The organism is Streptomyces sp. NBC_01635, assembly GCF_045209715.1.
Classification (GTDB): domain Bacteria; phylum Actinomycetota; class Actinomycetes; order Streptomycetales; family Streptomycetaceae; genus Streptomyces; species Streptomyces hirsutus.
Genome location: NZ_CP109277.1, coordinates 7,021,533 through 7,045,388, shown reverse-complemented (window position 1 = coordinate 7,045,388; position 23,856 = coordinate 7,021,533). Strand labels below are relative to the sequence as shown.

The window sequence follows — 23,856 nt, the reverse complement described above, 5'->3', positions numbered from 1 at the left end:
CGGGCCCCTTGGACGCCTTGGTCGCGACGCCCTCTTCGAGCCGGTTTCCCGCTCTCCGAGCGGGTGAGGCGCGGGATGCCGCGTCGGCGAGAATCCCGATCCGGCCGGGCAAGATGCTTCCACGTTGACATGGAAATGAAATGTTCGGCGTGCCAGAGTCGACGTTGGGCCCTCGTGACCAGGGCCGCAGCGCTCATCGCTGCCGCAATGCCAGGAGAGGAGGCCGATTCCGTGAGGACACGTGACATCGGCGACGATCCCCGGACGCGCCGTGCACGGACCGGCGCCGCCTCGGTCTTCCCGGTGCCGGCCCAGCGGCTGGCAGTGGTCGACCTGGGGAACGAGCTGCACACCAGGCCCCACGTCGGGGCGATGTCCGAGAGACTGAACTGGAGCGTGCTGCACCTGCACGAGGCCGAGGAACTGGGCTGGGCGCTCACGGTCAACCGCCCGGCTGCCGTGCTCGTCATCATCCCCGCAGACCTGCCGCCCGACCCCACGACCGTCGCACGGGTGCGCCGGGCCACGCGTGCACCCATCGCCGTACTCGCCGACGTCACCGGGCCCCAGAGCGTCGCGCTGATCTCCGCCGGAGCGGACACCGTGCTGCCCACCAGCACCCGGGAGGAGGAGATGGGCGCTCGGGTACTGGCATTGGTGCGGCGGGCGGCCGAAGGCTCCGACGCGGGTGCCCGCTACCTTCTGTCCGGGCCGCTGCGCGTCGACCTGTGGCAGCGAGAAGCCACCCTCGACACCGAGCCGGTACGGCTGACCAACACGGAGTTCAAGCTGCTCGTCTGTCTGATGGAGGCCGGAGGACAGGTGGTCCCGGCCAGTCGTCTCACCTCCCGTGTGTGGGGGTGGGCCGGCGGTGACGACGGACTCAACACACTCCGTATCGGAGTCGGGCGTCTGCGGCGCAAGCTGGGCGACACCGTCCATGAGCCGCGCTTCGTCCTCTCGGTGCGAGGCTCCGGCTATCGGTTCGGTGGTCAGGTCACCGAAGTGGGGGCCCGGGAGGAGGAGCGGCGCACGTCCGAGACGGGCAGCGACCTGCTCCTGGCCGAGCGACTGGCCCGGCGTTGCGAGGAGCTCGCCAGCGCACCCGACGCCAGGTCCGCGGCGAGCCTGGTCGCCCGCTCCCTCGTCCAGGAAGGGACGGTCGATGCGATCGGCCTGCACCTGTTGGACGGTGATCGACTGCAGTTGGTCGCCCATCACGGGTTCAGCGCCGCCTGGCAGGAGGCTGCCCAGGAACTGCGTCTTGCCGACTCCGGATTCGCCGCCGTCCGCACGCTCACGGCGGAGGAACCGGTGCAGTTGCGCCGCTTCTCGACCAAGGCGGGGTATGCCCGCACGGCGGCGCTGGCTCACGTGGAGTTGCCCGGCACCTACCTCTTCGTCCCGCTGCGCAGCGGTTCCTCGGTGGTCGGGGCGATGGGCCTGCACCGTCACTCCTCCGAGCCCTTCGGCCCGTTGAGCATCACCTACCTCAAGGCGGTGGCGGCTCTGTGCGGTGTGTGCCTGAGCGCACGCCGGCGTACCACTTCCACCTGATACCGGCTCACCCTTCCCGATCCGCCCTTGCCGGAGAGCCGGCGAGGCCGAGATCCCACCTGGCCGCACCCGGGCGCGGTCGTGGGCTCTGCGATGCTGGGCACATGATGCCCCAGAAGCCGGAGCCCGACGTCACCGACCTGGACTTCCAGTCCTTCGCCGAGTACGCCCACGGGCGCACCAGCGAGCTCGTCGACGACGCCGATCTCGAGGCCGCATCCCTGGTGCTCACTCTCCACCGCGCGGCGGGCACAGTCGTCTACGACCTGGAGTCGACCGTCCACCGGCCCGCCGGGTGGAGCTGGTCGGGCTTCCGCCTGCTGTACGTGCTCTGGGTCTCGGGGCCGCTCGAAGCCCGGCACGCGGCCCGCCTCTCCGGCATGAGCCGGCAGAGCACCTCGACGCTGTCCAAGACCCTCGAACGCCATGGACTGCTCACCCGTGCCCCCCTGCCCGACGACGGCCGGTTGATCACCTATGCGCTCACCGCCGAGGGCGAACAGCGGGTTCGAGAGGTCTACCGCGCCCACAACGACCGCGAACGGCTGTGGTCGCGGCTCCTGACTCCCGAGGAGCGTGCCGCGGTCGTGAGCGCTCTCGGCAAGCTGCTCGCAGCCGCCGACGACCTCGAAGTACGTCGCCGCGCCGACTGACCGCCCTGCCGCGACCCGTCCCGGTGACGGGCGCCGGCGAAAAGCTCTCCGGATCCCCTTGCCGGACGTGACGCTTCCCCCTACGGTCTTCCCATCCAAGGTCATCAAAGGTTTTACGACCTTCCGGACCTCATGACCTCTACGCGATGGAGCCGCCATGTCCAAGCCGTTCGCTTCCACCGGTGAGACCAGGGTCAAGCAGCAGACTCTGGAGGTACTCGCCGACGGCGTCTACGCCGTCACCGCCGAGGGCGATCCCAACTTCGGCGCGGTCGAGGGAGAGGACTACCTCGTCTGCTTCGAGGCACTCGCCACACCGACCGTCGCCCGCAGGACCCTGGCGATGGTGCGGGAGCACACCGACAAGCCGGTGCGCCACCTGGTCCTGTCGCACTACCACGCGGCCCGCGTCCTCGGAGCGAGCGCCTTCGAGCCCGACGTGATCATCGCCCACGCCCAGACCAAGGCGTTGATCGAGGAGCGCGGCAAGCAGGACTGGGACTCCGAGCAGGGGCGTTTCCCGGTGCTCTTCGAGGACCCCGACTCCGTCCCCGGACTCACCCGGCCGGATGTCACCTTCACCGACGGGCTGTCCATCGACCTCGGCGGCGACCGGGGCGAGCTGCAACTCCTCTTCCTCGGCCGGGGGCACACGTCCGGTGACATCGTCGCCTGGCTCCCGCGCCACAAGGTGCTGTTCGCGGGCGACCTGGTCGAGACCCAGGCCGCGCTGTACACCGGTGACGCCTACCACCGGGAATGGGCCACCGAGACCCTCGACCGGGTCGCGGCCCTGGGCGCCGAGGTGCTGGTGGGCGGCCGGGGCGTCATCGCCCGAGGCCGGGACGAGGTCTCCGCGGCGATCGCCCAGACGCGAGGCTTCCTCACCACGTTGATCAACACCGTTCAGAGCGTGCACGCCCGGGGAGGCGACCTCAAGGAGGCCTTCGAAGCCGCCCACGGCGCACTCGAGCCGCAGTACGGCAGCTGGCCGATCTTCGAGCACTGCCTGCCCTTCGACGTCGCCCGGCTCTGGGAGGAGCTCTCCGGTGGCGAGCACCCGAGCGTCTGGACAGCGGAGCGCGACCGTCAGGTCTGGGCCCAGCTGCAGCACTGAGGACGGGACGACACCATGACCACCACCGACAGAAACCGGATCGACGCCCCCGTCGTCGTCATCGGCAACGGCCCGGTCGGCCAGACCGCCGCCCTGCTCCTGGCCCACTGGGGTCTGTCCACCATCGTGTTGGACCAGCGTCCCGAGCGCGATCCGGTCGGCTCCAAGGCGATCGCCCAACAGCGCGACATCCTCGACATCTGGGACACCCTCGACGGAGCCGGACGGCAGATCGCGCAGGAGGGACTGACCTGGAGCCGTGCTCGCACGTTCTACCGCGAGCACGAACTCTTCTGCACCGAGTACACCGACGACGGCAGCGTCTTTCCGCCGTTCGTCAACCTCTCCCAGACCCGCACCGAGCAGGTGCTCGACGAGCGGATCGCCGGCCAGCCGCTCGTCGAGGCGCGTTGGGGGCATCGGGTCACCGACCTGATCCAGCATCAGGACCACGTCGAGCTGCTCTGTGAGACCGCCGACGGGAACGTCACGGTCCGCGCGGCCTACGTGCTGGCCTGCGTGGGCGCTAGAGGGCATGGCCTGCGCGAGCGCCTCGGAGTGGAGTTCGGCGGCCGTACGTTCGGCGACCAGTTCCTCATCTGCGACATCCAAGCCGATCTGCCCGGCTGGGAACGGGAGCGGCGCTTCTACTTCGACCCGGAGTGGAACCCCGGGCGCCAGGTGCTGATCCACCCCTGCCCCGATTCGACGTACCGGATCGACTGGCAGGTGCCCGAAGAGTTCGACATGGCGGCCGAGGAGAGCGACGGCCGGCTCGACCGCCGGATCCGGGCTGTGATCGGCGACCATGCGTATCGGATCGTCTGGAAGTCGGTCTACCGGTTCCACTCCCGGGTCGCCGACCGGTTCCGGGTGGGTCGGGTGCTCCTGGTGGGCGACGCCGCCCATCTGGTCTCCCCGTTCGGCGGCCGGGGCCTGAACTCAGGGGTGCAGGACGCCGAGAACGCCGCGTGGAAGGTCGCCGCGGTCCTGCACGGCATGGCTGGGGAGGGCCTGCTGGACAGCTATCACCACGAGCGGCACGCCGCGGCCCTGGAGAACCTCGCGATCACGGGAGCCACGATGGAGTTCCTGGTGCCCCAGACCCCCACGGAACAGGCCCGGCGGCTCGACGTGCTGGAGCGTGCCGTGGCCGAACCGGCCGCCCGGGCGCAGGTGGACTCGGGGCGGCTGGCAGAGCCGTTCTGGTACGTCGACTCGCCACTGACCACCACCGACCCGGCGCGCCCCTTCGCCGGTCGCCCGCCGAAGGGATCCGTGCCGGCACCCGGACCTGGCGTACTGGTACCTGACATCCCGGTCACCGATCCCGCCACGGCCAGGGCTACGCGCCTGCGACTGCTGGCGCGCAGGCGTTTCACGGTGGTCACCGGCGACGAGGTGAACGCCGCCGCGCTGCACCGGGAGCTGCTCGACCTGGGCCGTGCCGTGCCCGTGCACCGCAGCGCGGACCTGGCCGAGGGCGGCGCCGCGAGGCTGGGCATCAAGCCCGACGAGGTGTGGGTGATCCGCCCCGACGCCCACCTGGCCGCCACACTCACCGATCCCACCGCAGTCGAGGTGAACGCCGCCCTCACCCGGGGCCTCGGAGCCGCTGTCACCGCGTTTCCGCAGCCGCCCCGGCCGGACATCCTCCCGGGCCTGACACCGAGCTGTTGAACGCCATAAGGACGACGCAAAACAAGAAGGAAGCCAAAGAAACTGATGAACTTCACTCACGAGACGCTGCCGCAGCGTGTCGTCTTCGCCGCCAGCTCGGCCGCAGAGGCCGTAGCGGCGGAGGTGGCGGCACTGAAATGCAGCAGGGTCATGCTCATCGCCTCCGGGCGGGAAGCCGGCTTGGTCGACCCGATCGCGAAGAAGCTCCCGGTCGTGCTCCGGCACGAGGACGTCGTGATGCATGTGCCTGTCGAGGTAGCTGTCCGGGCACGCGAGGCCGCAGAGACCTCGGGAGCTGATGTCCTGGTGTCGGTTGGCGGCGGATCGACAACGGGCTTGGCGAAAGCGGTGGCCATGACAACCGGTCTGCCGATCATTGCCGTTCCCACGACGTACGCCGGGAGTGAGGCGACCAGCGTGTGGGGCCTGACCGAGGGTGAGACGAAGACCACCGGTGTGGACAACAAGGTTTTGCCGGCCTCGATCGTCTACGACGCCTCGCTGTTGACCAGCCTGCCGGGAAAGATGACTGTGGCCAGTGGGCTCAACGCGATGGCGCATTGTGTGGACTCGATGTGGGGGCCGCGGTCGGACCCGATCGATCGGGCGTTGGCGCAGGAGGGCATTCGCGGCCTGGCGGAGGGGCTGCCGGTGGTGGCAGCTGACCCGGCGAGCATGGCGGGGATCGAGCAGACGCTCTACGGCGCCTACCTGGCCGCGGTCGCCTTCGCCTCCGCGGGGTCGGGGGTGCATCACAAGATCTGTCATGTGCTGGGTGGGATGTTCAACCTGCCGCACGCACAGACGCACGCTGTCGTACTCCCGTATGTCCTGGCCTTCAACTCACCCAACGCAGCTGACGCTGATGTCCGGATCGCGACCGCATTTGGGTCGCCGACCGCCACTGCGGGCCTCGCCGCGTTGCGCAAGACCCTCGACGCACCAAGGGCGCTCAAGGACTTCGGCATGCCGGAGAGCGGGATCGAGAAGGCGGTTGCGCCGCTCCTCAGAGCGATCCCGGTCAACAACCCGACTCCAGTCACTCACGAGAACGTCACCGCCCTTCTGCGGGCGGCTTGGGAAGGAAGCGAACCCGCATGAGCCCGACCGACGCCCGGAACCTTGCTGTCCAGCGGATCGAATACGCCGAGGCCGAACAACAGACCCCGTGCCGGCCAGTCAAAGCGCGCCAGGCGGAGATTGAGGAGGACGTACTTCAGCGCGTGATCCGCTCCTTCGACGGCTGTGCCGATCCGCGCCTGAAGCGAGTCATGGTTTCGCTGGTAGAGCACCTGCATGCGTTCCTGCGCGACGTGCGGTTGACCGAGGAGGAGTGGGGCGAAGCAATCAAGTTCCTCACCGCGGTCGGGCACATCACTGACGACAAGCGCCAGGAGTTCATTCTGCTCTCCGACACCTTGGGCGCCTCGATGCAGACCATCGCGATCAACAACGAGGCGTACAAGGACGCCACCGAGTCAACCGTGTGGGGCCCGTTCTTCGTCGAGGGTTCCCCGGAAATTCAGAACGGCGAGGACATGTCCTTCGGAGCCGCCGGCCAGCCGTGCTGGGTTGAGGGCACCGTCACCGACACCGAGGGCAACCGCCTCCCCGGCGCTCGGATCGAAGTGTGGGAGGCCGACGCGGACGGCCTGTATGACGTCCAGTATGCGGACGGCCGGGTCGCCGCCCGCGCCCACCTGTTCGCCGACGAGAACGGCGCCTATCGCTTCTGGGGCGGCACGCCGACGCCGTACCCGATCCCGTATGACGGCCCGGTGGGCAAGATGTTGCAGGCCGTCGGTCGCTCGCCGTACCGGGCGAGCCACCTCCACTTCATGGTCACCGCACCTGGGTGCCGCCGACTGGTCACCCACATCTTCGTCGCCGGTGACGATCTGCTCGACAAGGACAGCGTCTTTGGGGTCAAGGAGTCCCTCATCAAGGACTTCGTCGAGCAGTCGGCCGGCACGCCCACACCTGACGGACGGGTTGTCGAGGGCACCTGGACCCGCACCCGGTTCGACATCGTCCTTGCCCCCACTGGGTCGTGAACGCTCCTTCCCTCACCGAGGTCCGAATCGCCGAAGCCGCTCTTTGTGCCGCAATGGCCGCGGGCGACATCTATGCGCTGACAGACCTACTTCCTTCACACCGGCCTGCGCTACAGACTCACCAGAGGCTTGTGGGACACCAAAACCGAATGCCTTGTCAAACTGAGCGATGGAATACCTCGACATGTCCTCGACGGAGGTCGGTGCCAGTTCGGTTGGCGACGTGGTGTTCCTGTGGGTCCACGCCAACGCCCGTGTCCCTGCACTGGTCGGCCAGCGTCCGATCTACAACGCGTGCGTCAACAGCGTGGATGAAGGATGTAGGCCGTTGTTTGAGCGCCTCGCGCCTCCAGGCCCTCGGCACACGAGGCACCCTTGATCCCGCGACACGACCACAAGCCCTTGCTATTCTACGATGCATGTCATACAAGCATTGACGATCGGGTTCCGAGCGTTGGCGGAAGAGGTGAGCATTGCCAATGACGACCAGGGCAGGATTGCTGACAAGGACACCGCTACGCCGATTCAGCGTGATGGAAGACGCCGAGCTGGAGGCCCTCGAGGCGAGCGCCCCGGCTTGGCTCACCGAATGCAAGTTCAAGACGCCTCGCCGTCAACTTGCCGCCATCACGCGAGCGTCGCTTTCGGCGACCACGCTCGGACCAGTGAAGCTCGTCTACGCCCACACCGTCGGCAGCGAGTTGGCCGTCGATTTCACTCGGCAAGAGTCCAACTACGTCGTGAGCTTCGCGCTTGCAGGCACCAACCAGGTGACCGTAGCCAATGAGCAGGCGCTCTGCTCGGCCACGCGAGCGGTGATTCTGTCGCCGCAGATGGTCGCCGGCATGCACCTCAGCGACGGGTACGCGCAAGTGCACGTCGGCATCGAGCGTTTCGCCCTGGACCGGAACCTCGAGCGGATGCTCGACAGGCCGGTCACCAAGCCGATCCGGTTCCAGATAGACATGGACCTGACCCGACCCGCCCTCGCATCCTGGGTCAGGGGGGTCAAGGTGCTGCTGGAGGATTTGGATGAAGCCTCAGGCCTCAGCGCCGTAGGAGCAGAAGCCAACCCGTGGCCAGACTTCCTCATGACGGGGCTGCTGTTGGCCCAGCCGAACAACTACTCGGAGTGGCTCAACCAAGGACAGGTCAATGGATTTCGCCCCCAGTCACTGAAGCGCGCGGTCGAACTCATCGAGCAAGAGCCTGCCGGCGATCTGTCGTTGAGTCGGCTCTGCTCGGTGGCGGGGGTTAGCGCGCGGGCTCTGCAGCGACATTTCCGCGAGCACGTCGGCCTGTCACCGCGAGAATACGTGCAACGGGTTCGGTTGGAGCATGCGCACAACGACCTGGCTGCGGGGGCGGGGAAGACGGTCGCCGAGATCGCTTACCGCTCGGGTTTCACCCACGTGCCTCGCTTCGCCGGCGCATACCGGGAGCGCTATGGCGTCCCGCCGTTGGTGACTCTGCGTGAGTCTGCGACCCGGTAGGACAGCCCCCGCGCATGCGCGGCAGTGCGTACTGAGCGGGTGAGTCGCATGGGGGACCGCGGAGCCGCTCTGCTGATCAGCAGGCAGCAAGTCGTAGGGACAAGACCGCAGGACCTGCCCTGGTCAGGGCAGGTCCTGCGGTCTTGTCCCTGGCAAGTCCACTGCGTTCCGGCCCACGGGCAGTGTCATCGCCCCCCCCCACAACTGGGGTCGCATTACGGATCGGCACGTCGCAACGCGGATCGGAGGTTCGTCCAGACCCTCCTAGCGTGAGACACCCAACACATCCCAGAAACAATGGAGCACAATCAATGGGCGCCATCAGCGACGACACGAACGGCATCAAGTTCGTACACCAGTACGGTCTAGGTCTGCACACCACCGACCGGGTGCCGGATGTGCACAACCCCACCTGGCAGAAGCGGCAGATCGACGACTTCGTCGAGTTCGCCCAGCTCGCCGAAGAGCTCGGATTCGATGGTCTGACCGTCACCGAGCACCACGCGCCACTGATGACCTGTCCCTCGCCGCACCTGCTGATCGCGGCGGCGGCCGTGAAGACCAGCACGATCCGCCTCGGCACGGCAGTCACGATCCTGCCGCTGTACAACCCCATTCGGGTGGCCGAGGAGGCCGGCACCCTTGACCTGCTTAGCGGCGGTCGGTTCGAGCTGGGCATCGGACGAGGCGCGCCGGGCGAGGCACGCATCGCGCTGGGGCGCGACCTCAGCGAAGCGGATCTCAAGGAGGCATGGCTGGAGTCCCTCGAGCTCGTCCGACTCCTGCTCAGCGAGCACGACGTCACCTTCGATGGCAAGTACTTCAAGGTCACGAGGCCGACCTCGATCGCCACCCGCCCGCTCCAGGAGGAGTTCCCGATCTGGCTGGCATCCGGCAGCCTCGAAAGCATGGCGGTCGCCGGCGGGTACGGCTGGAGCGTGATGCGCAACTTCGGCACCGACCAGTCCCACAAGGAGGCGCTTGACTACTACCTCCAGGTCTCCAACGAGCACGGTCACGATCGGTCAGCGGCCAACATGATGGTGGAGCGCTTCATCGCGATCGGCGAGACCGAGGCCGAGGCTGAAGCCAACTGTGACGTCTTCGCCAACACGTTCAATCAGTTCATGGCGCACTACGCCTCCAACGGCCGCTCGGTCCCCAAGAGCGACGGCGAGTTCGCGATTGACAAGAAGAAGGACCGCCCTGCACTCACGGTAGTCGGCACGCCGGACCAGATCATCGACCAGCTCCAGGAGGCACTCGACGCAACCGGCGCGCGCCGCCTGCTCGTCGAGACCTTCACCCCCGACCAGGCCCGCCTGTTCGCGCGGGAGGTCATGCCTGTCCTGCGAGCGCGCAATGCAGGCTGAGTCCAAGCCCGTGACGAGCGCTGTGCGCCTCGCCCAGCAGGGGTATTTCTGGGTCGGCGTCACGTACCAGGAGAGCGAGGGCCAGACGCTTGTCGACGGCACGCAACTCTTTGTCGACTTCCAGGTGCCGGAGGAGCAGACGCAGGCTTACCCGGTCGTCCTGATCCACGGTGGTGGGGGCCAGGGCCTGGACTGGATGTCGACTCCCGATGGCCGACCCGGCTGGCGGACGCTCCTGCTCCAGCGCGGCTTCTCCGTCTACACCCTCGACCGCCCGGGACAGGGCCGTTCCCCGGTCCGTCCCGCTATCACCGGCCCCTCGCCGATGCCCTCCTCGGTGGAGACGCTCGGCGTCATGTTCGCCGGAGCGAACAACCCCGAGCACACCCAATGGCCAGGCACCGGTCTCGCGGACGACCCCGCACTCGCCCAGCTCCTGGCCTCCCAAGGACCAATGCCCGACCTTGCGCACGACCACGAGCTGATGCGGAGGCGAGGAGCGGAGCTCCTGGATCAGATCGGTCCGGCCATCATCATCACCAACTCCGCCGGCGGCCCGGCTGGATGGCTGATGGCCGACGAACGGCCCGACCTTGTGCGGGCCATTGTGGCACTGGAGCCGCTGGGTCCGAGCGGGCCGTTCCCGCTCCCGTGGGGGCTCGCCGCCTGCCGGATGAACTACGACCCGGCACCGTTGGCCGCCGCAATCGACCTGATCAACGTCCAGGCCACCGACTCGGAGCCTCCGATGCGACTGCAAGCCGCCCCACCCCGTCGCCTGCCGGGCCTCACCGACACGCCGATCGCGATCGTCACCGGCGAGCAGTCCTTGGCCGGGCCCATGGACGCCGGCACTGTCGCCTTCCTGCGCCAAGCCGGGTGCGAGAACGTCGACCACCTTCGACTTGGTGACCTCGGGATCCACGGCAACGGCCATCTCATGATGCTTGAACGCAACAACGACCAGGTGCTTGACGCCGTCATCACGTGGGTCAGCGAGCACGTCGTTCTCACGCCCTAGGCCTTCCTCGACCACGCGTCGACCGCCCCGTCCGGCGTGACGCCGTCACGCCGGACCGTGAATCCATGAAGGACATATCCCTATGAACTTGCGCCCGTTGTCGGCCGACCCGACCGAACTGCGACATGCCTTCGCCTGCTTCCCCAGCGGTGTCGTGGCTGTGTGCGGCTGCATCGAGGACGAGCCTGCTGGCATGGCCGTGAGCTCCTTCACCTCGGTCTCCCTCGACCCCGCCCTGGTGTCGGTCTGCGTGCAGAAGACGTCGTCGACGTGGCCCTTCCTGCGGGACCTGCCCCGGTTGGGCATCAGTATTTTCGCCGAGGACCAGGCGACGGCCTGCCGAGCCCTCGCGGGACGGGGCGACAGGTTCCGCGATGTTGGGTGGAAGAGGACCGTCGAAGGTGCGATATTCATCGACGGTGCCGCAGCCGTGTTCGACTGCTCGGTCTACCAGGAGATCGACGCCGGCGACCACGTGATTGTCTTGCTCAAAATCGAGGCGCTGCGGGCGGACCGTGCACGGCTGCCCCTCGTGTTTCACCACAGTGAGATGGGACGACTGGCCAACTCCCACGGCCGCACTGCTCAGGGACTCCCGTTGCTGTTGGTCAGTGAAGGTGGTGCGGCGTTGTTTCCGCCCGTGTGCTCGTAGGACGAGCCATCACGAGCCCCGTCTCGGTCGCGGGCCCCGTTGTCTCCACTGCGGCGAACGCCGTGCTGGACCTGGCGGGACGGTCACCTTGCGAACGACCGCCGAGGTCCGGGTGCCGGCCTTCTTGGCGCGGCGGGCCTGGTGCTTATTGGCTTCGGCCGTCCGCTGTACTCGTCGGCGTTGCAGCCGAAGAGCTTGCCGGCCGTCTGGCCGCCGGCCTGGTCGAGCTGGAAGCGATCAATATGGGAGGCCTTGAATTTTAAGCTGCACCGGTGACCGCTGGCGTATTGGGGGACCGTGCTGTTGGCCTCCAGCTCGCCCATGAGCGTCCATTGGCCGCGGCTGAACACCTTCCCGGGATTCGTGGTGTCGGACACGACCTCGACGCCGATTCCCTCCCGACGCCCGGCGCGGGCGACCTGCGCGTACCGGACGACCCCCCTGCCGGAGCCGGGGCAGCACGTGGTCCTGGACATCGGCGATCATGTCGGGAATCTCGAAGCGGTCAAACCGGTCACCACGGACAGCTCGGAGAAGTCCTCGGCGATGCCGAAGCTGGCGGGATCGTCGAGGATTGCCAGAAGTAGGGCTGTCGAGTCGAGGCCGAGGCCGTAGGAGAGCGACTTGTGCGGAGCTGCGCGGAAGGCTGCCAACGTGTCCGCGGCTACCACGTCCGCCGGGGTGCGGGAGGGCGTCGGCGAGGTGGGTGCGGGGTCTCGTCGAGGTGGTGGTCAAACAGGATGAGCGAAGTCATGAGGGTGCCTATGAGCTGCCAGCGGTGGTGAGGTGGGGGCGATGCTGGGGCCGGTGCGGCCGTCGTCGCCGTTGATGGTAGGGGGATTGCCGGCGGCATCCCGGTACTCGACGAGGCTGAGCCGGGCCAGGGAGGCGCTGGTCGGCCAGTCGACGGCGGCCCGCTGGGCGTCGCTCAGGATCGCGCGGCCTCCCCGCGCCGGTGATGAAGTACGGTCCGACGCCGCTTCTTCTGGGCGGTCCCCGGAGGCAGCCGGTAGCGGTCGCCGTCGTTGCGGTAGACCAGGTCATCGTCCAGGTAGACCTGGAGCGTCGCGGCGCTGACGTTTCCGATGAGATGGCCGTCGGGTGCAGGCACGCGGCCCGAAGGTGCTGGGGTGCGGGAGGGTACGTGCTGGTCATCGCGGTCCCTCCAACGCGGGGAACTGCCCTGGGAGCAAAGCGGCCGCCTGCGGGTGCTTTCCGGCTGGCTGGTCGGCGGTGCGGCAGCCGTCAGGGGCCCTCTCAGCTCGTCGCGGCACGGGGGTTCGTCCGCCGCCACTTCGAGCAGCGCCACATCAGTCCGGCCGAGACCGCTGCCGTGACGATCGCGCCCTTCTGCTCGGTGTCGGCAGCGGCAAAGGGGTCTGCACAGCGAACGGGTCTGTCCACCATCGTGTTGGACCAGCGTCCCGAGCGCGATCCGGTCGGTTCCAAGGCGATCGCCCAACAGCGCGACATCCTCGACATCTGGGACACCCTCGACGGAGCCGGACGGCAGATCGCGCAGGAGGGACTGACCTGGAGCCGTGCTCGCACGTTCTACCGCGAGCACGAACTCTTCTGCACCGAGTACACCGACGACGGCAGCGTCTTTCCGCCGTTCGTCAACCTCTCCCAGACCCGCACCGAGCAGGTGCTCGACGAGCGGATCGCCGGCCAGCAGCTTGTCGTGACACGCTGCATCAGGAGCTGCTCGACCTGGGCCGTGCCGTGCCCGTCCACCGCAGCGCGGACCTGGCCGAGGGCACCGCCGCGACGCTGGGCATCAAGCCCGACGAGGTGTGGGTGATCCGCCCCGACGCCCACCTGGCCGCCACACTCACCGATCCCACCGCAGTCGAGGTGAACGCCGCCCTCACCCGGGGCCTCGGAGCCGCTGTCACCGCGCTTGCGCAGCCGCCCCGGCCGACCTCATTCCGGGTCTGACACCGAGCTGTTGAACGTCACCCGCAATCGACATGTCACTGAAATGCATTCCGGGTCACAGTGATGCCCATCGGTGACGACGATCACGTCGAAGGGTGGTGGGGCATCACGTCACCCACCACCCCTCGGTCAAGCAGACCGGCGTCCCCCTCCTCCTGAAAGGCCGCACAGTGACTGCTACCCCACATGCCACGGGTGCTCCCGATGCACCGTCGCCGGCCGCGCGGCTCGACCGTCTGCCGGTCGGCCGGTGGCACTGGAAACTCACCGTGCTGGTCGGGATCGGCGCCTTCTACGAGTACTACGAGGTCTTCCTCGGCGGAGTGCTCGCCGCGGTCCTCGGCCCGCTGTGGCAGCTCAACAGCTTCGAAACCGCCAGCCTCATCGCTTCGGTGTTCCTGGGCATGTTCTTCGGCGCCCTGACCCTGGGGCGCCTCGCCGACCGAATCGGCCGACGGCGCATGTTCCTCATCAACCTGACCATCTACCTGTTCTTCAGCCTGGTCGCCGCGTTCGCCCCCAACCTCTGGGTGCTGGTCGCCTGCCGCTTCATCGCCGGCATCGGCGCCGGCGCGGAGGCCGCCCTCATCCCGGCGTACCTCGCGGAGTTCATCCCGCCGAAGCGTCGAGGCCGCCACATCGGCTACGCCTTCACCATGGCCTTCCTCGCCTACCCGGTGATCACCCTCATCGGAGCCCCCCTTGCGGGGAGTCACTTCCTCATCGACGGGTGGCGCTGGCTGCTGGTGATCGGTTCCAGCGGCATCCTCGCCCTGCTCTGGTTCCGCCGTGGTCTGCCCGAGTCGCCCCGCTGGCTCGCCTCGGTCGGTCGCCTCGACGAGGCCGACGCGCTGATCACCAAAATCGAGAAGGAGATCGCCGAGAGCACCGGAAAGCCGCTTCCGCCCGTGCCGGTCACCGTGTCCCAGGCACCCGCGCACCAGGGCGAGGACCGAGCACGGGTCTCCGACCTCTTCAAACGCGGCGCTCGCAGAGCCATGATCGCCGCCGGCGCACTGTGGACGCTCAACGTTCTCGCCTACTACGGCTTCAGCTCGCTCACCCCGCTCCTGCTGGCCGACAAGGGCTACGACCTGAAGAGCTCCCTGCTCTACACGGCTGTCATGGCGATCGGATACCCGCTCGGAGCGTTCACCGCCGCACTCATCGCCGAGCGGTACGAAAGGCGGACCGTCTGCATCGCCACCGGTCTGGGCACAGCCGCAGCCGGCCTCTTCTTCGGCTTCGGGATCGGCAGCCTGATGATCATGGCCGCGGGCTTCGCGATCGGGTTCCTCTCCAACGTGCAGACCAGTTCCATCAACATGTACGGCTCGGAGGTCTTCCCCACCAGACTGCGCACCACCGCGATCGGGCTCTGCTACGGCACCGGACGCCTCTGCGCCGTCGCGATCCCCTTCCTCGGCATCGCGATCCTGGACAACTTCGGAGGCACAGCCGTCGTCCTGCTGTCCGTCACCCTCTACGTCGTCACGGCCGTCCTGGTCTGGATCTTCGGCCCCAAGACCACAGGCAAGTCCCTGGAGGAGATCACCGAGGAACACAGGCCGAGTTCGCCGTCCGTCGCGACGGTGGCCTGACCGCCCGACAAACTCTCCACAGCGAGGAGCCCTGGTGTCCCCTACGGAACAGCTGATCGACTTCGTGCGGTCGACGCGGCTTGACGAGATCGACCTCGAAGCCCGACGCATCGTCCGCACCATGATCACCACTGTGCTCGGCACCACGGTGGCCGGAGCCGGTGAAGACGGGTGCCGAGAGCTGAGAGGACTCCTGCTCGAGAACGGTGGTGCCCCACAGGCCACCTCACTCGTCCACGGAGACCGCCTGCCGGCCGCCTCGGCTGCGCTGCTCAACGGAGTCATGGCTCGTGCGCTCGACTACTGCGACGCCATGGAACCCGGCCTCCACCTCGGCTCCTCGCTGGTCCCCGCCGCCTTGGCCGCCGCCGAGTTCCGCGGCGGGGTCAGCGGCGAGGAGTTCGTCACAGCCGTCGCGGTCGGCGCCGAACTGGGATCGCGGCTCAACCTGACCGAGGCCCTGTACGACGGTTTGGACCCGACCGGCGTCGTCGCCCCGCTCGCCGCCACCGCGACGGTCGGCCGCATCCTCGGACTGTCGGGAGACCAGCTACTGGCGGCCCTCGGCCTGGCCTTCAATCGCGCCGGCGGGAGCTTCCAGAGCAACGTGGACGGCTCCCTCGCCGTGCGACTCATCCAGGGCTGGGCCGCCGAGGCAGGCGTGACCTGCGCGCTCTGGGCCCTGCGAGGGCTCACCGGCCCCCACAACTTCCTGGACGGCGTCTACGGGTACACCCACCTGTACGGGCGGGGCCAGGTCGACGCAACCACCTTCGTCGAGGAGCTGGGCGATCACTATGCGCTGACGGGGACGATGTTCAAGAAATACCCCAGTTGCGGCCTCACACAAGGGGTGACCGAGCTGGCCCTGCAGGCTCGCCGGTCGGGAATCCTCGCCGATCGGATCGACCGGGTCGAAGTAGTGCTCCCGCCGTACGCCTACCGGCTGGTGGGGCATCCGTTCGCACCCGGCACCAACCCGAGGGTCAATGGCCAGTTCAGCGCTCGATTCTGTGTCGCCAACGCATTCCTCAACGGCTCCTCCCGGCTGGAGCATTTCGCTCCGGCGGCCGTGACCGGGAAGGCGGTCGGTGACCTTGCCGCCCGAGTGCACGTCACCGCGGACTCCGCGCTCGACGAGCGCGGCCACAGCGCGGTCGACCTCATCGTCGTCAGCGGCGACTCCGAGCAGCACTTCCGACTCGACATCGCGCCGGGCTTCCCCGGGAACGCCCTTTTCCAGGAAGATCACGACCGCAGGTTGCAGGACTGCCTGGCAGCCGCGGCATCCCCCTTGCCGGACAGTCGGATCGACAAGCTCATGGAGTCTCTGCGGACCCTCGAGGAACTCGACGACGTCACGGATCTGGTCGCGGACCTGATCAGCCCGGAAGTCGACGCCGACAGAACGGCCTGAGCACGGAAATTCCTTGAGTCCACGCAGCTTGCGGCGGAACTTCAGCCTCTCGTTCTTCTCCCAGTAGAACCGCAGTTGAGGCATGTCGTAGCACAGGCTTCATGAACCGCTCCGAGGTCAGTGGAGGCTTGGGACCTGTCCCGGAGCGGTTCAGTGAGGTTTTCTCAACGATGGTCACTTCCAGATTCCGTTGAGGACGAGGGCGGCGCGGGCGATGTCGCCGATCCGGCTGGGGCTGAGGGTGACGTGCTGCAGCGTGCGCCAGCGCTGCTTGAGCTCGGCAGCGGTGCGCTCGCCCAGGGCCCGAACGCTCCGCACGAGGGTGTTGAAGGCACGGGTGTCCGCGCAAAGTGCCTGCTCGGACTGGTTGTTGGGGCGGCGGACGGGAATGAGGATGCCGATGCCGGCGCCGATGTAGCCCTTGTCGGCCAGGGTCGGCAGCCCGTCGGCCGCCGCCTTGTAGAGGGCGGGCAGGGCGTGGATGCGGGCGGCGGTGACGTCGGGGGTGGAGCCGGGTTCGACGTCGGAGACCCACAGCGGGGTGCCGTCCGGAGCGGCCAGGAACTGCACGTTGCCGCCGAACGCCTTGTGTTTCTGGCTGAACCACCAGTCGTTGCCGTTGTCGCGGACGCCGGCGAGGCGGTCCGATTCGATCAGTGTGCCGTCGAGGATCACGTGGGTCATCCCCGCGCGTCGGCAGTGGTCCAGGACCGCGTGCAGGTCCGGGGCCTGGGCGGCGAGGACGTCGATGCCCTCGTGCAGGTAGCGGTAGCCGGTGGCCTGAGAGACGCCCGCGTCGCGGGCCAGGCAGTGCACGCAGCCGCGTTCGCGGAACCAACGCAGCACCAGCACGGCCTGGCGGAACGGGCCGAGCGCCCGGCTGCCTCGCGGAGTGCCGATTCGGCGGCGGTGGGCGGCGAGCAGACGCGAGAGGTGGTCCACGACGTGGCGCGGGACATCGAGCGTGGCAACATAGGTGACCAACGTGAAGCCTCTGGTGGTTACGGACATGATCTTGTGGTGAGACCTGTCCTACCAGGGGCTTTACGTCTGTCCACGGCCGGGCCCAGTCCGTCCGGCCTGCTCACGCATGGAGCGGTTCATGCCGCTTCGCGTAGATCATTTCGCTGAGAAAACGTCAGTGGCACCGCATTCAGCTTCCGCGGTCCGATCACCGGATTGATCTGTACCTTGAAATGGCTCGCCAGGGTTTTCGCGGTCGAGTACTCGGTCATCTGGCGCTGCCGAGGCAGCCACGTTTGGGCGTACTCCTCTATCCTCTGCTGCCCCAGTTCCCGTCGCGCCTCCGCCACCGAGGGAGCCGTCTTCTTCCGGTCGGCGTACAGCTCCGTCAGCCGTTCGACCGCCGCGTCCTGAGTCCGATACCCGGTCTCCTCTCGCTGTTTTCCCCGAGCGTCGCGAAACCGGATGGTGCAGGCGTGCGGGCACCGGCTGGGCCTGGCGCAGTCCCAGGGCTCGAAGAAGGAGCCCATGCCGCGGGCGAGCCGACGAGCCAGGGAGCGACACCTTCCGGAGGACGAGCGGACCAGCGAAGGCCGGCTCTGCTGTCACGTCCCGCGGTCAGCAAGGCGGGGCCTCCCGCTCGCCGCTTACTGGCTACTTGCTGACCTGGGGCTCAGCAATTATGCCTCTGACCTGCACTGATGCCCACCTTTTAGATCTTCGGCAACAACATCGAGGACCGCATGGGGCACCTGCGGTACCTGTTGTTCTACCTGGTCTGCGGCTACGCGGCCGCATACGGATTCGCACTCACGAACCCCGACGCCACCACTCCCCTGATCGGCGCCTCGGGAGCCATCGTCGGCGTCCTCGGCGCCTACCTGGTGCTCTACCCGAAGGCCCGCGTCTGGGTCCTCGTCCCCTTCCTGATCTTCCTTCCCCTGCGCCTGCCGGCCTGGATCGTCCTGGGCCTGTGGTTCGTCCTGCAGGCGGTCTACTCCTCCGGCGCGGGCGTCACCGGCGCCGGAACGGTGGCATACGCGGCCCACGTGGTCGGCTTCGTCGTGGGCATGCCGATCGCCTGGCCCCTCAAACCGGGCACTCCCCCACCACCCGAACCGGGCGGCATCCTCTTCGGACGGCAGACCCGGCGGGGCCGGTAAGACCGCACGCCAAGGGCCGGACAGCACGAGGGAGACCTGAATCACTTTGATGTGCACCGGCTCGCCTGGAGTCGAGTTGCCGGAGTCCAGGCGATCGAGGGGGTTGTCCTCAGCCCGAACTCGACCGGTGTGAGCATGCCGAGCGCGGTGCGCCGGCGTTGCCGGCGCACCGTCCGGCCGTCCTACGTTCGGCCCGGGGGCAGGGTGGCGTCGGTGACGCGGTCGATCCGGTAGTAGTCGGCGACGCACCCTCCGGGCCAGTAGAAGCGTCCCTGCCGGCCGAACGGCTCCCGCATCTGGCTGATCGCGAGTCGCTCGTACGGGAGGACCCGGGCACCGGAGCTTGCGCCCTCGCGCAGTCGCCGGTCCTGGGCATCCCACTTCTCCGCCCGCGCGCGCATGTTCGCGTCGAGGTCGAGCAGGGCGACCGCCGGGCCGAAGCAGACCAGGACGCAGAGCACGGCACACGTGGCCTGCAGGGGGCCGGTCCGCCGTAGGCGCTGCCGGGCCGCCATGCCCAGCATCGTCCCGGCGCCGACGAGGAGGGCCACGTACACCAAGAGGTAGTCGTTCCAGAGCCGGTTGGCGCTGGGAGCACTCACCCGATCCTGGAAGACCGGGTAGGTGATGACCGTGCAGAGGTAGCCGGCCACGAGGAGCGCGGCCACTCCGGCACAGGCCGTCACCGGCCAGTGGGCGGGCGGGCCCGGCCGGCTCCCGTCCCGGTGTCGGCACAACAGGCCCAGGAGCACCCCTACCGCGACCGCCCCGACGTACTGCCAGGTGGTGACAACGGTATGGGCGATCCCCGCGAACCCGCGCAGCGAGGCGGCGAGCGACTCCGGCGCGAGCATGGATGTCGTACCCGCACCGAACCGGTCCCGTCGGGCGTTCGAGCCGGGTGAGGTGATCAGGACAAGACCCCCGGCCGCGGTCCCGACGATGGCCGCTGCGCACCAGAGGCGGAGGAAGGACCGGGAGGGACCGGCGGCGGCACGGCCGCTGAGAAGGAGGACGGTGACCAGCAGCACCGCCACGACGATCGCGGTCTCCTCCGACAGAGTACCGATGGCCAGACCGGCGAACAGGGCGACGGCGAGGGCCACGCCCCTGCCCCGGCGCGAGTGCCCCGCCAGGAACGGGAGCAGTGCGGCACAGGCCACTACCGGCGGCATCGTGTGCGAGACCGATGCCGCGGGCCAGTAGAACGTCTTGTACGTGTTGGGCGTGGCGAACAGGAAGAGGGCGGTCGCCATGGCCGCGACCAGCAGCGGCAGCCCGCGCGGCACGGCGATCCTGGCCCGCCGCAGCGCGAGGGCCGTCACCGCCCACAGCACCGTGAGTGTCAGCACACCGCTGACCAAGGCGAACCATTGGTGGCCCGCGACCTGGAACTTCGCGTAGGCACCGACCAGCGCCGCGTTGGCGACCCGTCCGTTGTCGTCGAAGTAGAACCGGCCGATGAGGCCCGTGATGCCCTCGTCCCGCACCGCCGGCAGGAAGCACCAGTCGTCCGCGCCCGGCCGGACCGATCGCCCGAACCACGCGGCCGCGGCGAGCAGGGCGAGGGGCGGGAGGGAGAGGGCGGTCGCCCAGAGCGAGGTCCGCGCGCGCGGCCGGGAGCCGTGCTCCGGCCGTCCCGGCACGTCCCGCGGGTCGTGCGGCTCGTACTGCCGCGTGGCGTCCGGCCGGCCCGGGGCCGCGGATTCCGGTGTGCTGTCGGACATCCGTGCTCACCGGTCCTCGTGGGAAGGGAGGGGGCGGGCGGCGCCCGGTTCGCCCACCGGCCGTTTGGGCGGCTGTGCGGCCGCCCCGGCCGGGGCGAAGGCTTCGCTGCGGCCCGACATGATCGCCCACCGGGCCAGCAGGAAGGAGACGGGGGTGACGAGGACACCGGCGACGAGGGCAGCCAGGTTCTTGTCCAGGCCGAGACCGCTGACCGCTCCGTAGAGCAGCGCGCCCGATGCCACGAGATTGACGAGGCTCGACACGGGATAGCGCACGAGCGCGTGCCACGTCGGCTTCGTCCGGCAGGTGACGTACGAGTTGAGCAGGAACGAGCACACGATGCTGATCCCATATCCGAGGACATGGGCGACCAAGTAGGGGATCCCTTGGTTCAGGACGGCGTAGACACCGAGATAGACGGCCGTGTTCACGCATCCCACCAGGACGAAACTGCCGAACTGGCGCGCGGTGCGGACCCGGACCGGGAAAAGCTCGTTCCGAGGGGAGACAAGCTCGTTCAGTTGCGAGGCGACCGGGGGCAAAGGGCGGTCCGACAGCACCGGACAGCTCTCGTCGGTCTCCCGCACCAGGTACGGCGGACGGTGCTTCGCCTCCTGATAGATGCGCCCCACATATTCGCCGATGACACCAAGGGTGACCAGCTGGATGCCGCTGAGGGCCACCACCGCGGTGAGCAGAGTGGCGTAGCCCGGCGTGGCGGCGCCGTGCAGCACGACGGTCGCAACGGTCCACACCGCGTAGGCCAGTGCCGACAGGAAGACCCAGAATCCTGTGTAGATGGCCAAGCGGAGCGGACGGTTGTTGAAGGAGAGGAGCCCGTCGATGCCGTAGTTCAGCAGCCGCTTGCTCCCCCATTTCGACCGGCCGGCGACGCGTTCGCTGTTCCGGTAGTGGAAGCTGACCGTGTCGAAGCCGATCCAGGAGAAGATCCCCTTCGAGAAGCGGTTGTTCTCCGGTAGGGACAGGACGCTCTCCACCGCCCGCCGGGACAGCAGCCGGAAGTCACCCGATCCGTCGAGGAGCTCCACGTCCACACAACGGCGCACGGCTGTGTAGTAGGCGCGGCTGAGTGTGCTGCGGACCATGCTCTCGCCCGAGCGGTCGCGACGCGGGATGACCTGGTCGTATCCGTGTCGGTGCAGTTCGAGCATGCGGGGGATGAGCTCGGGTGGGTGCTGGAGGTCGGCGTCCATGATCACCACAGCGGCGCCCCGCGCCATGCGGAGACCGGCAAGCATGGCGGCCTCCTTGCCGAAGTTCCGGCTGAACGCCGTGTAGTGGGTCCGCTCGTCCTGTGCGGCGAGGGCGTTGAGCAGCAGCCGTGTGCGGTCGAGACTGCCGTCGTCCACGTAACAGATCTCGAAGGTGTCTCCGAGCCCTTCCAGGACGGCGATCAGCGCCGCGTGGAAAGACCTGAGGCCCTCGGCCTCGTTGAAGCAGGGCACGACGACCGACAGCTGAAGGCCGGTCACGCGACACCTCCGGACGTCTCGGACTCGGACCTGTGATCTCGGATTGCTCCGTTCCACCACAGTGGCCCATCCAACGGTGAGGTGTTCCTCTTCGCGCTCCGCCGCGCGAGCCGCCGCCCTCTTTCGCACGAACGGCGCACGGGCAGTGCCCGGAATCGGCAGAGCGCCGGGGCGATGAGCCTCGGTCAGGCATGTCAGGGCCGGCTCGGGGTGCTCTCCGGCAGCCACTGCTGCGTGGGCAGGTGCCTGTTCCAGCCCGGCCTCTGGACAGCGATCCATGCCCCGAGGTCCTCGCCCTGGACGACCTTGCCCGCGGCCGCCGGCAGCGTGCCGCCGGCCGGACGGAGGCCAGGGACGACCGGAAGCACGCTGCCGACGCGGACCGCGGTCTGCTCCACCACCGTGTCCGAGCCGCTGCCGGAGGGTGATGACGGCCGGGCATTCAACTCCGGCAGCCGCAGCCGCAGCCGCTTGCCGTCTTCGCTTCAGCGACCTCGGTGGAAGGGTCGGTCGCCTGCTCGTGTGGTGTGCAGCAGGCGTTGACGCCGCAGCACTCACCGGTCGCGCTCGAGCTGCCGGTCTCAGCGGCGCCGGCCGGCTCGACCGCGCGGATGGTGGCGGAGTGCACGCCCTCGGCGACCGGGTGGGTCAGGGCGATTTCGACGTCGGTGAACCCGGCGGCTTCGAGGCCGGCGCGGTACTCCGCGAACGACGAAGAACCGGCCGGACACGATGTCGGAGTACGGAGCTGCCGGTGGAGACCCTCTGCGGCTCTCATCACCTGTCCTCGGGTGGCTCGGTGATGTCCTGCGGCTCGGGCGGCACCGGATCGGCTTCGTCAGGAGCGTCACCGGCTGGAGCCGGTCCGGTGGACCTGACGACGTCCGCGGCGGGTCGGCCATCGGCGTCGCCGGGCGGAGGGCGGAGCAGGCTCAACACAATGGAAACGATCAGCACGGCGGCGATGACGGCGAGACTGAGGGGTGAGGGAATCTCGGGGACGGCGGTGCTGATCGTCTTGTGGGAGGCCTGGAGGACGAGCTTGACGCCGATGAAGGCGAGGATGAGCGCCAGACCCTTGCTGAGGTACTGGAAGCGGTCGAGCAGGCCGGCGAGCATGAAGTACAGGGCGCGCAGGCCGAGGATGGCGAAGGCGTTGCTGGTGTAGACGACGAAGGCGTCGCTGCTGACGGCCAGGACGGCGGGCACGCTGTCGACGGCGAAGACAAGGTCGGCGGCCTCGATGGCGGCGACGACGGCGAGCAGCGGGGTGGCGACGCGTTTGCCGGCTTCCCTGACGAAGAAGCGGTGTCCCGCGTAGTCGTCCCGCACAGGGATGATCTTGCGCAGCAGCTTGACCGCGACGCTCTTGCCCGGGTCGAAGCTGTCGTCCTCCTCTTTGAGGATCTTGTAGGTGCTGTAGAAGAGGATGGCCGCGAAGACGAACAGGACGGCGGTGAAGCGGCTGACCACCGCCACACCGGCGGCGAGGAAGACGCCCCGGAAGACAAGGGCGCCCAGGACGCCGAGGAACAGCACGCGGTGCTGGTAGGCCCTGGGCACCTTGAAGTAGCCGAAGATGAGTGCGAAGACGAAGAGGTTGTCGACTGACAGGCTCTTCTCCAGCAGCCAGGCGGTGGTGTACTCCACTCCGGCGCTCGTGCCGACCACGAGGAAGACGGCGACGCCGAAGACGACGGCCAGACTCACCCAGACTCCGCTCCAGGCGGCGGCCTCCCGGAAGCCGATGACGTGCGCCTGCCGGTGCGCGAACAGATCGACCGCCAAGGACACCAGCACGGTGACCGCGAACACCATCCACAGCCACAGCGGTACGTCATGCACAGGTCCGACCCCTTACCCGCGATCGACCGGCAGCCTCCTTCCTCGAGTGTGGGGCATGCGAGAGGTTGTTGCCTCCCCTGCCCGGACCGGTGGCCTGGTTGTCCA

The 23,856-nt window shown here is 68.3% G+C and carries 24 protein-coding genes and 1 pseudogene; 15 read left to right on the top strand and 10 right to left on the bottom strand.

Annotation, left to right across the window (positions count from 1 at the left end):
• Positions 1-231 precede the first annotated feature (231 nt).
• The 10 genes from OHB56_RS32675 to OHB56_RS32630 all read left to right on the top strand — a co-directional run bounded on the left by OHB56_RS32675 (position 232) and on the right by OHB56_RS32630 (position 11,600).
• Complete coding sequence (locus OHB56_RS32675) at positions 232-1,557, top strand: winged helix-turn-helix domain-containing protein (RefSeq protein WP_055592289.1); 1,326 nt, start codon at positions 232-234, stop codon at positions 1,555-1,557.
• Between the two features lie 104 nt (positions 1,558-1,661).
• Entirely contained in the window at positions 1,662-2,210 is a 549-nt protein-coding gene (locus OHB56_RS32670; protein WP_206188775.1) for a MarR family winged helix-turn-helix transcriptional regulator, read from the top strand.
• A gap of 157 nt (positions 2,211-2,367) precedes the next feature.
• Positions 2,368-3,327, top strand: a complete 960-nt coding sequence (locus OHB56_RS32665; RefSeq protein WP_406357190.1) for an MBL fold metallo-hydrolase — start codon at positions 2,368-2,370, stop codon at positions 3,325-3,327.
• A 15-nt stretch (positions 3,328-3,342) separates the two neighbouring features.
• Positions 3,343-5,007 carry an FAD-dependent monooxygenase gene (locus OHB56_RS32660; RefSeq protein ID WP_406357188.1) on the top strand — a complete coding sequence of 555 codons (1,665 nt, stop codon included), beginning with the start codon at positions 3,343-3,345 and terminating at the stop codon, positions 5,005-5,007.
• A gap of 45 nt (positions 5,008-5,052) precedes the next feature.
• Positions 5,053-6,108: a maleylacetate reductase gene (locus OHB56_RS32655; RefSeq protein ID WP_406357187.1), complete on the top strand. Its 1,056-nt coding sequence runs from the start codon at positions 5,053-5,055 to the stop codon at positions 6,106-6,108.
• Positions 6,105-7,061 carry an intradiol ring-cleavage dioxygenase gene (locus OHB56_RS32650; RefSeq protein WP_079034628.1) on the top strand — a complete coding sequence of 319 codons (957 nt, stop codon included), beginning with the start codon at positions 6,105-6,107 and terminating at the stop codon, positions 7,059-7,061. Before OHB56_RS32655 ends, OHB56_RS32650 begins: the two co-directional genes overlap by 4 nt.
• A gap of 533 nt (positions 7,062-7,594) precedes the next feature.
• A complete protein-coding gene (locus OHB56_RS32645; protein ID WP_406359255.1) occupies positions 7,595-8,554 on the top strand; it encodes an AraC family transcriptional regulator in 960 nt (319 codons plus the stop codon).
• 311 nt (positions 8,555-8,865) lie between these two features.
• Positions 8,866-9,927, top strand: a complete 1,062-nt coding sequence (locus OHB56_RS32640; RefSeq protein ID WP_055592795.1) for an LLM class flavin-dependent oxidoreductase — start codon at positions 8,866-8,868, stop codon at positions 9,925-9,927.
• Positions 9,928-9,937: 10 nt separating this feature from the next.
• Positions 9,938-10,948, top strand: coding sequence for an alpha/beta fold hydrolase (locus OHB56_RS32635; RefSeq protein ID WP_157869295.1), 1,011 nt, complete (start codon positions 9,938-9,940; stop codon positions 10,946-10,948).
• Between the two features lie 82 nt (positions 10,949-11,030).
• On the top strand, positions 11,031-11,600 hold the full coding sequence (locus OHB56_RS32630; protein ID WP_063793434.1) for a flavin reductase family protein: 570 nt from the start codon (positions 11,031-11,033) through the stop codon (positions 11,598-11,600).
• Positions 11,601-11,683: 83 nt separating this feature from the next.
• Here OHB56_RS32630 and OHB56_RS32625 read toward each other — a convergent pair whose 3' ends face one another.
• The 3 genes from OHB56_RS32625 to OHB56_RS32615 form a co-directional block, all read right to left on the bottom strand.
• Positions 11,684-12,076 carry a hypothetical protein gene (locus OHB56_RS32625; RefSeq protein ID WP_406357184.1) on the bottom strand — a complete coding sequence of 131 codons (393 nt, stop codon included), beginning with the start codon at positions 12,074-12,076 and terminating at the stop codon, positions 11,684-11,686.
• A 6-nt stretch (positions 12,077-12,082) separates the two neighbouring features.
• The gene (locus tag OHB56_RS32620; RefSeq protein WP_055592792.1) at positions 12,083-12,271 is read right to left on the bottom strand and encodes a hypothetical protein; all 189 of its coding nucleotides are present in this window, start codon (positions 12,269-12,271) and stop codon (positions 12,083-12,085) included.
• A 257-nt stretch (positions 12,272-12,528) separates the two neighbouring features.
• On the bottom strand, positions 12,529-12,711 hold the full coding sequence (locus OHB56_RS32615; protein ID WP_386392364.1) for a hypothetical protein: 183 nt from the start codon (positions 12,709-12,711) through the stop codon (positions 12,529-12,531).
• A gap of 33 nt (positions 12,712-12,744) precedes the next feature.
• Here OHB56_RS32615 and OHB56_RS32610 point away from each other — a divergent pair, with 33 nt between their 5' ends.
• The 4 genes from OHB56_RS32610 to OHB56_RS32595 all read left to right on the top strand — a co-directional run bounded on the left by OHB56_RS32610 (position 12,745) and on the right by OHB56_RS32595 (position 16,559).
• A complete protein-coding gene (locus tag OHB56_RS32610) occupies positions 12,745-13,404 on the top strand; it encodes a hypothetical protein (RefSeq protein ID WP_406357181.1) in 660 nt (219 codons plus the stop codon).
• Positions 13,401-13,541, top strand: a complete 141-nt coding sequence (locus OHB56_RS32605; RefSeq protein ID WP_406357179.1) for a hypothetical protein — start codon at positions 13,401-13,403, stop codon at positions 13,539-13,541. Before OHB56_RS32610 ends, OHB56_RS32605 begins: the two co-directional genes overlap by 4 nt.
• A gap of 170 nt (positions 13,542-13,711) precedes the next feature.
• Positions 13,712-15,142 carry an MFS transporter gene (locus OHB56_RS32600; protein ID WP_381367552.1) on the top strand — a complete coding sequence of 477 codons (1,431 nt, stop codon included), beginning with the start codon at positions 13,712-13,714 and terminating at the stop codon, positions 15,140-15,142.
• 34 nt (positions 15,143-15,176) lie between these two features.
• Positions 15,177-16,559 carry an MmgE/PrpD family protein gene (locus OHB56_RS32595; protein ID WP_406357177.1) on the top strand — a complete coding sequence of 461 codons (1,383 nt, stop codon included), beginning with the start codon at positions 15,177-15,179 and terminating at the stop codon, positions 16,557-16,559.
• A gap of 174 nt (positions 16,560-16,733) precedes the next feature.
• On the opposite strand, the gene OHB56_RS32590 is transcribed toward OHB56_RS32595, so the two are convergent.
• Positions 16,734-17,543: a transposase family protein gene (locus OHB56_RS32590; RefSeq protein ID WP_326757295.1), complete on the bottom strand. Its 810-nt coding sequence runs from the start codon at positions 17,541-17,543 to the stop codon at positions 16,734-16,736.
• Positions 17,544-17,659: 116 nt separating this feature from the next.
• Positions 17,660-18,052: a hypothetical protein gene (locus OHB56_RS32585; protein ID WP_406357175.1), complete on the bottom strand. Its 393-nt coding sequence runs from the start codon at positions 18,050-18,052 to the stop codon at positions 17,660-17,662.
• A gap of 186 nt (positions 18,053-18,238) precedes the next feature.
• Here OHB56_RS32585 and OHB56_RS32580 point away from each other — a divergent pair.
• Positions 18,239-18,685 (top strand): annotated as a pseudogene (locus OHB56_RS32580) (rhomboid family intramembrane serine protease); the annotation flags it as partial.
• A 182-nt stretch (positions 18,686-18,867) separates the two neighbouring features.
• On the opposite strand, the gene OHB56_RS32575 reads toward OHB56_RS32580, so the two are convergent.
• The 5 genes from OHB56_RS32575 to OHB56_RS32555 form a co-directional block, all read right to left on the bottom strand.
• Positions 18,868-20,412, bottom strand: coding sequence for a DUF6056 family protein (locus OHB56_RS32575; protein WP_406357173.1), 1,545 nt, complete (start codon positions 20,410-20,412; stop codon positions 18,868-18,870).
• Between the two features lie 6 nt (positions 20,413-20,418).
• Positions 20,419-21,906 carry a glycosyltransferase gene (locus OHB56_RS32570; RefSeq protein WP_406357171.1) on the bottom strand — a complete coding sequence of 496 codons (1,488 nt, stop codon included), beginning with the start codon at positions 21,904-21,906 and terminating at the stop codon, positions 20,419-20,421.
• Positions 21,907-22,100: 194 nt separating this feature from the next.
• A complete protein-coding gene (locus tag OHB56_RS32565) occupies positions 22,101-22,304 on the bottom strand; it encodes a hypothetical protein (RefSeq protein WP_406357169.1) in 204 nt (67 codons plus the stop codon).
• Between the two features lie 44 nt (positions 22,305-22,348).
• Complete coding sequence (locus OHB56_RS32560) at positions 22,349-22,684, bottom strand: hypothetical protein (protein ID WP_406357167.1); 336 nt, start codon at positions 22,682-22,684, stop codon at positions 22,349-22,351.
• Positions 22,684-23,751 carry a TerC family protein gene (locus OHB56_RS32555; protein WP_406357165.1) on the bottom strand — a complete coding sequence of 356 codons (1,068 nt, stop codon included), beginning with the start codon at positions 23,749-23,751 and terminating at the stop codon, positions 22,684-22,686. The genes OHB56_RS32560 and OHB56_RS32555 overlap by 1 nt, the downstream gene beginning before the upstream one ends.
• Positions 23,752-23,856 lie beyond the last annotated feature (105 nt).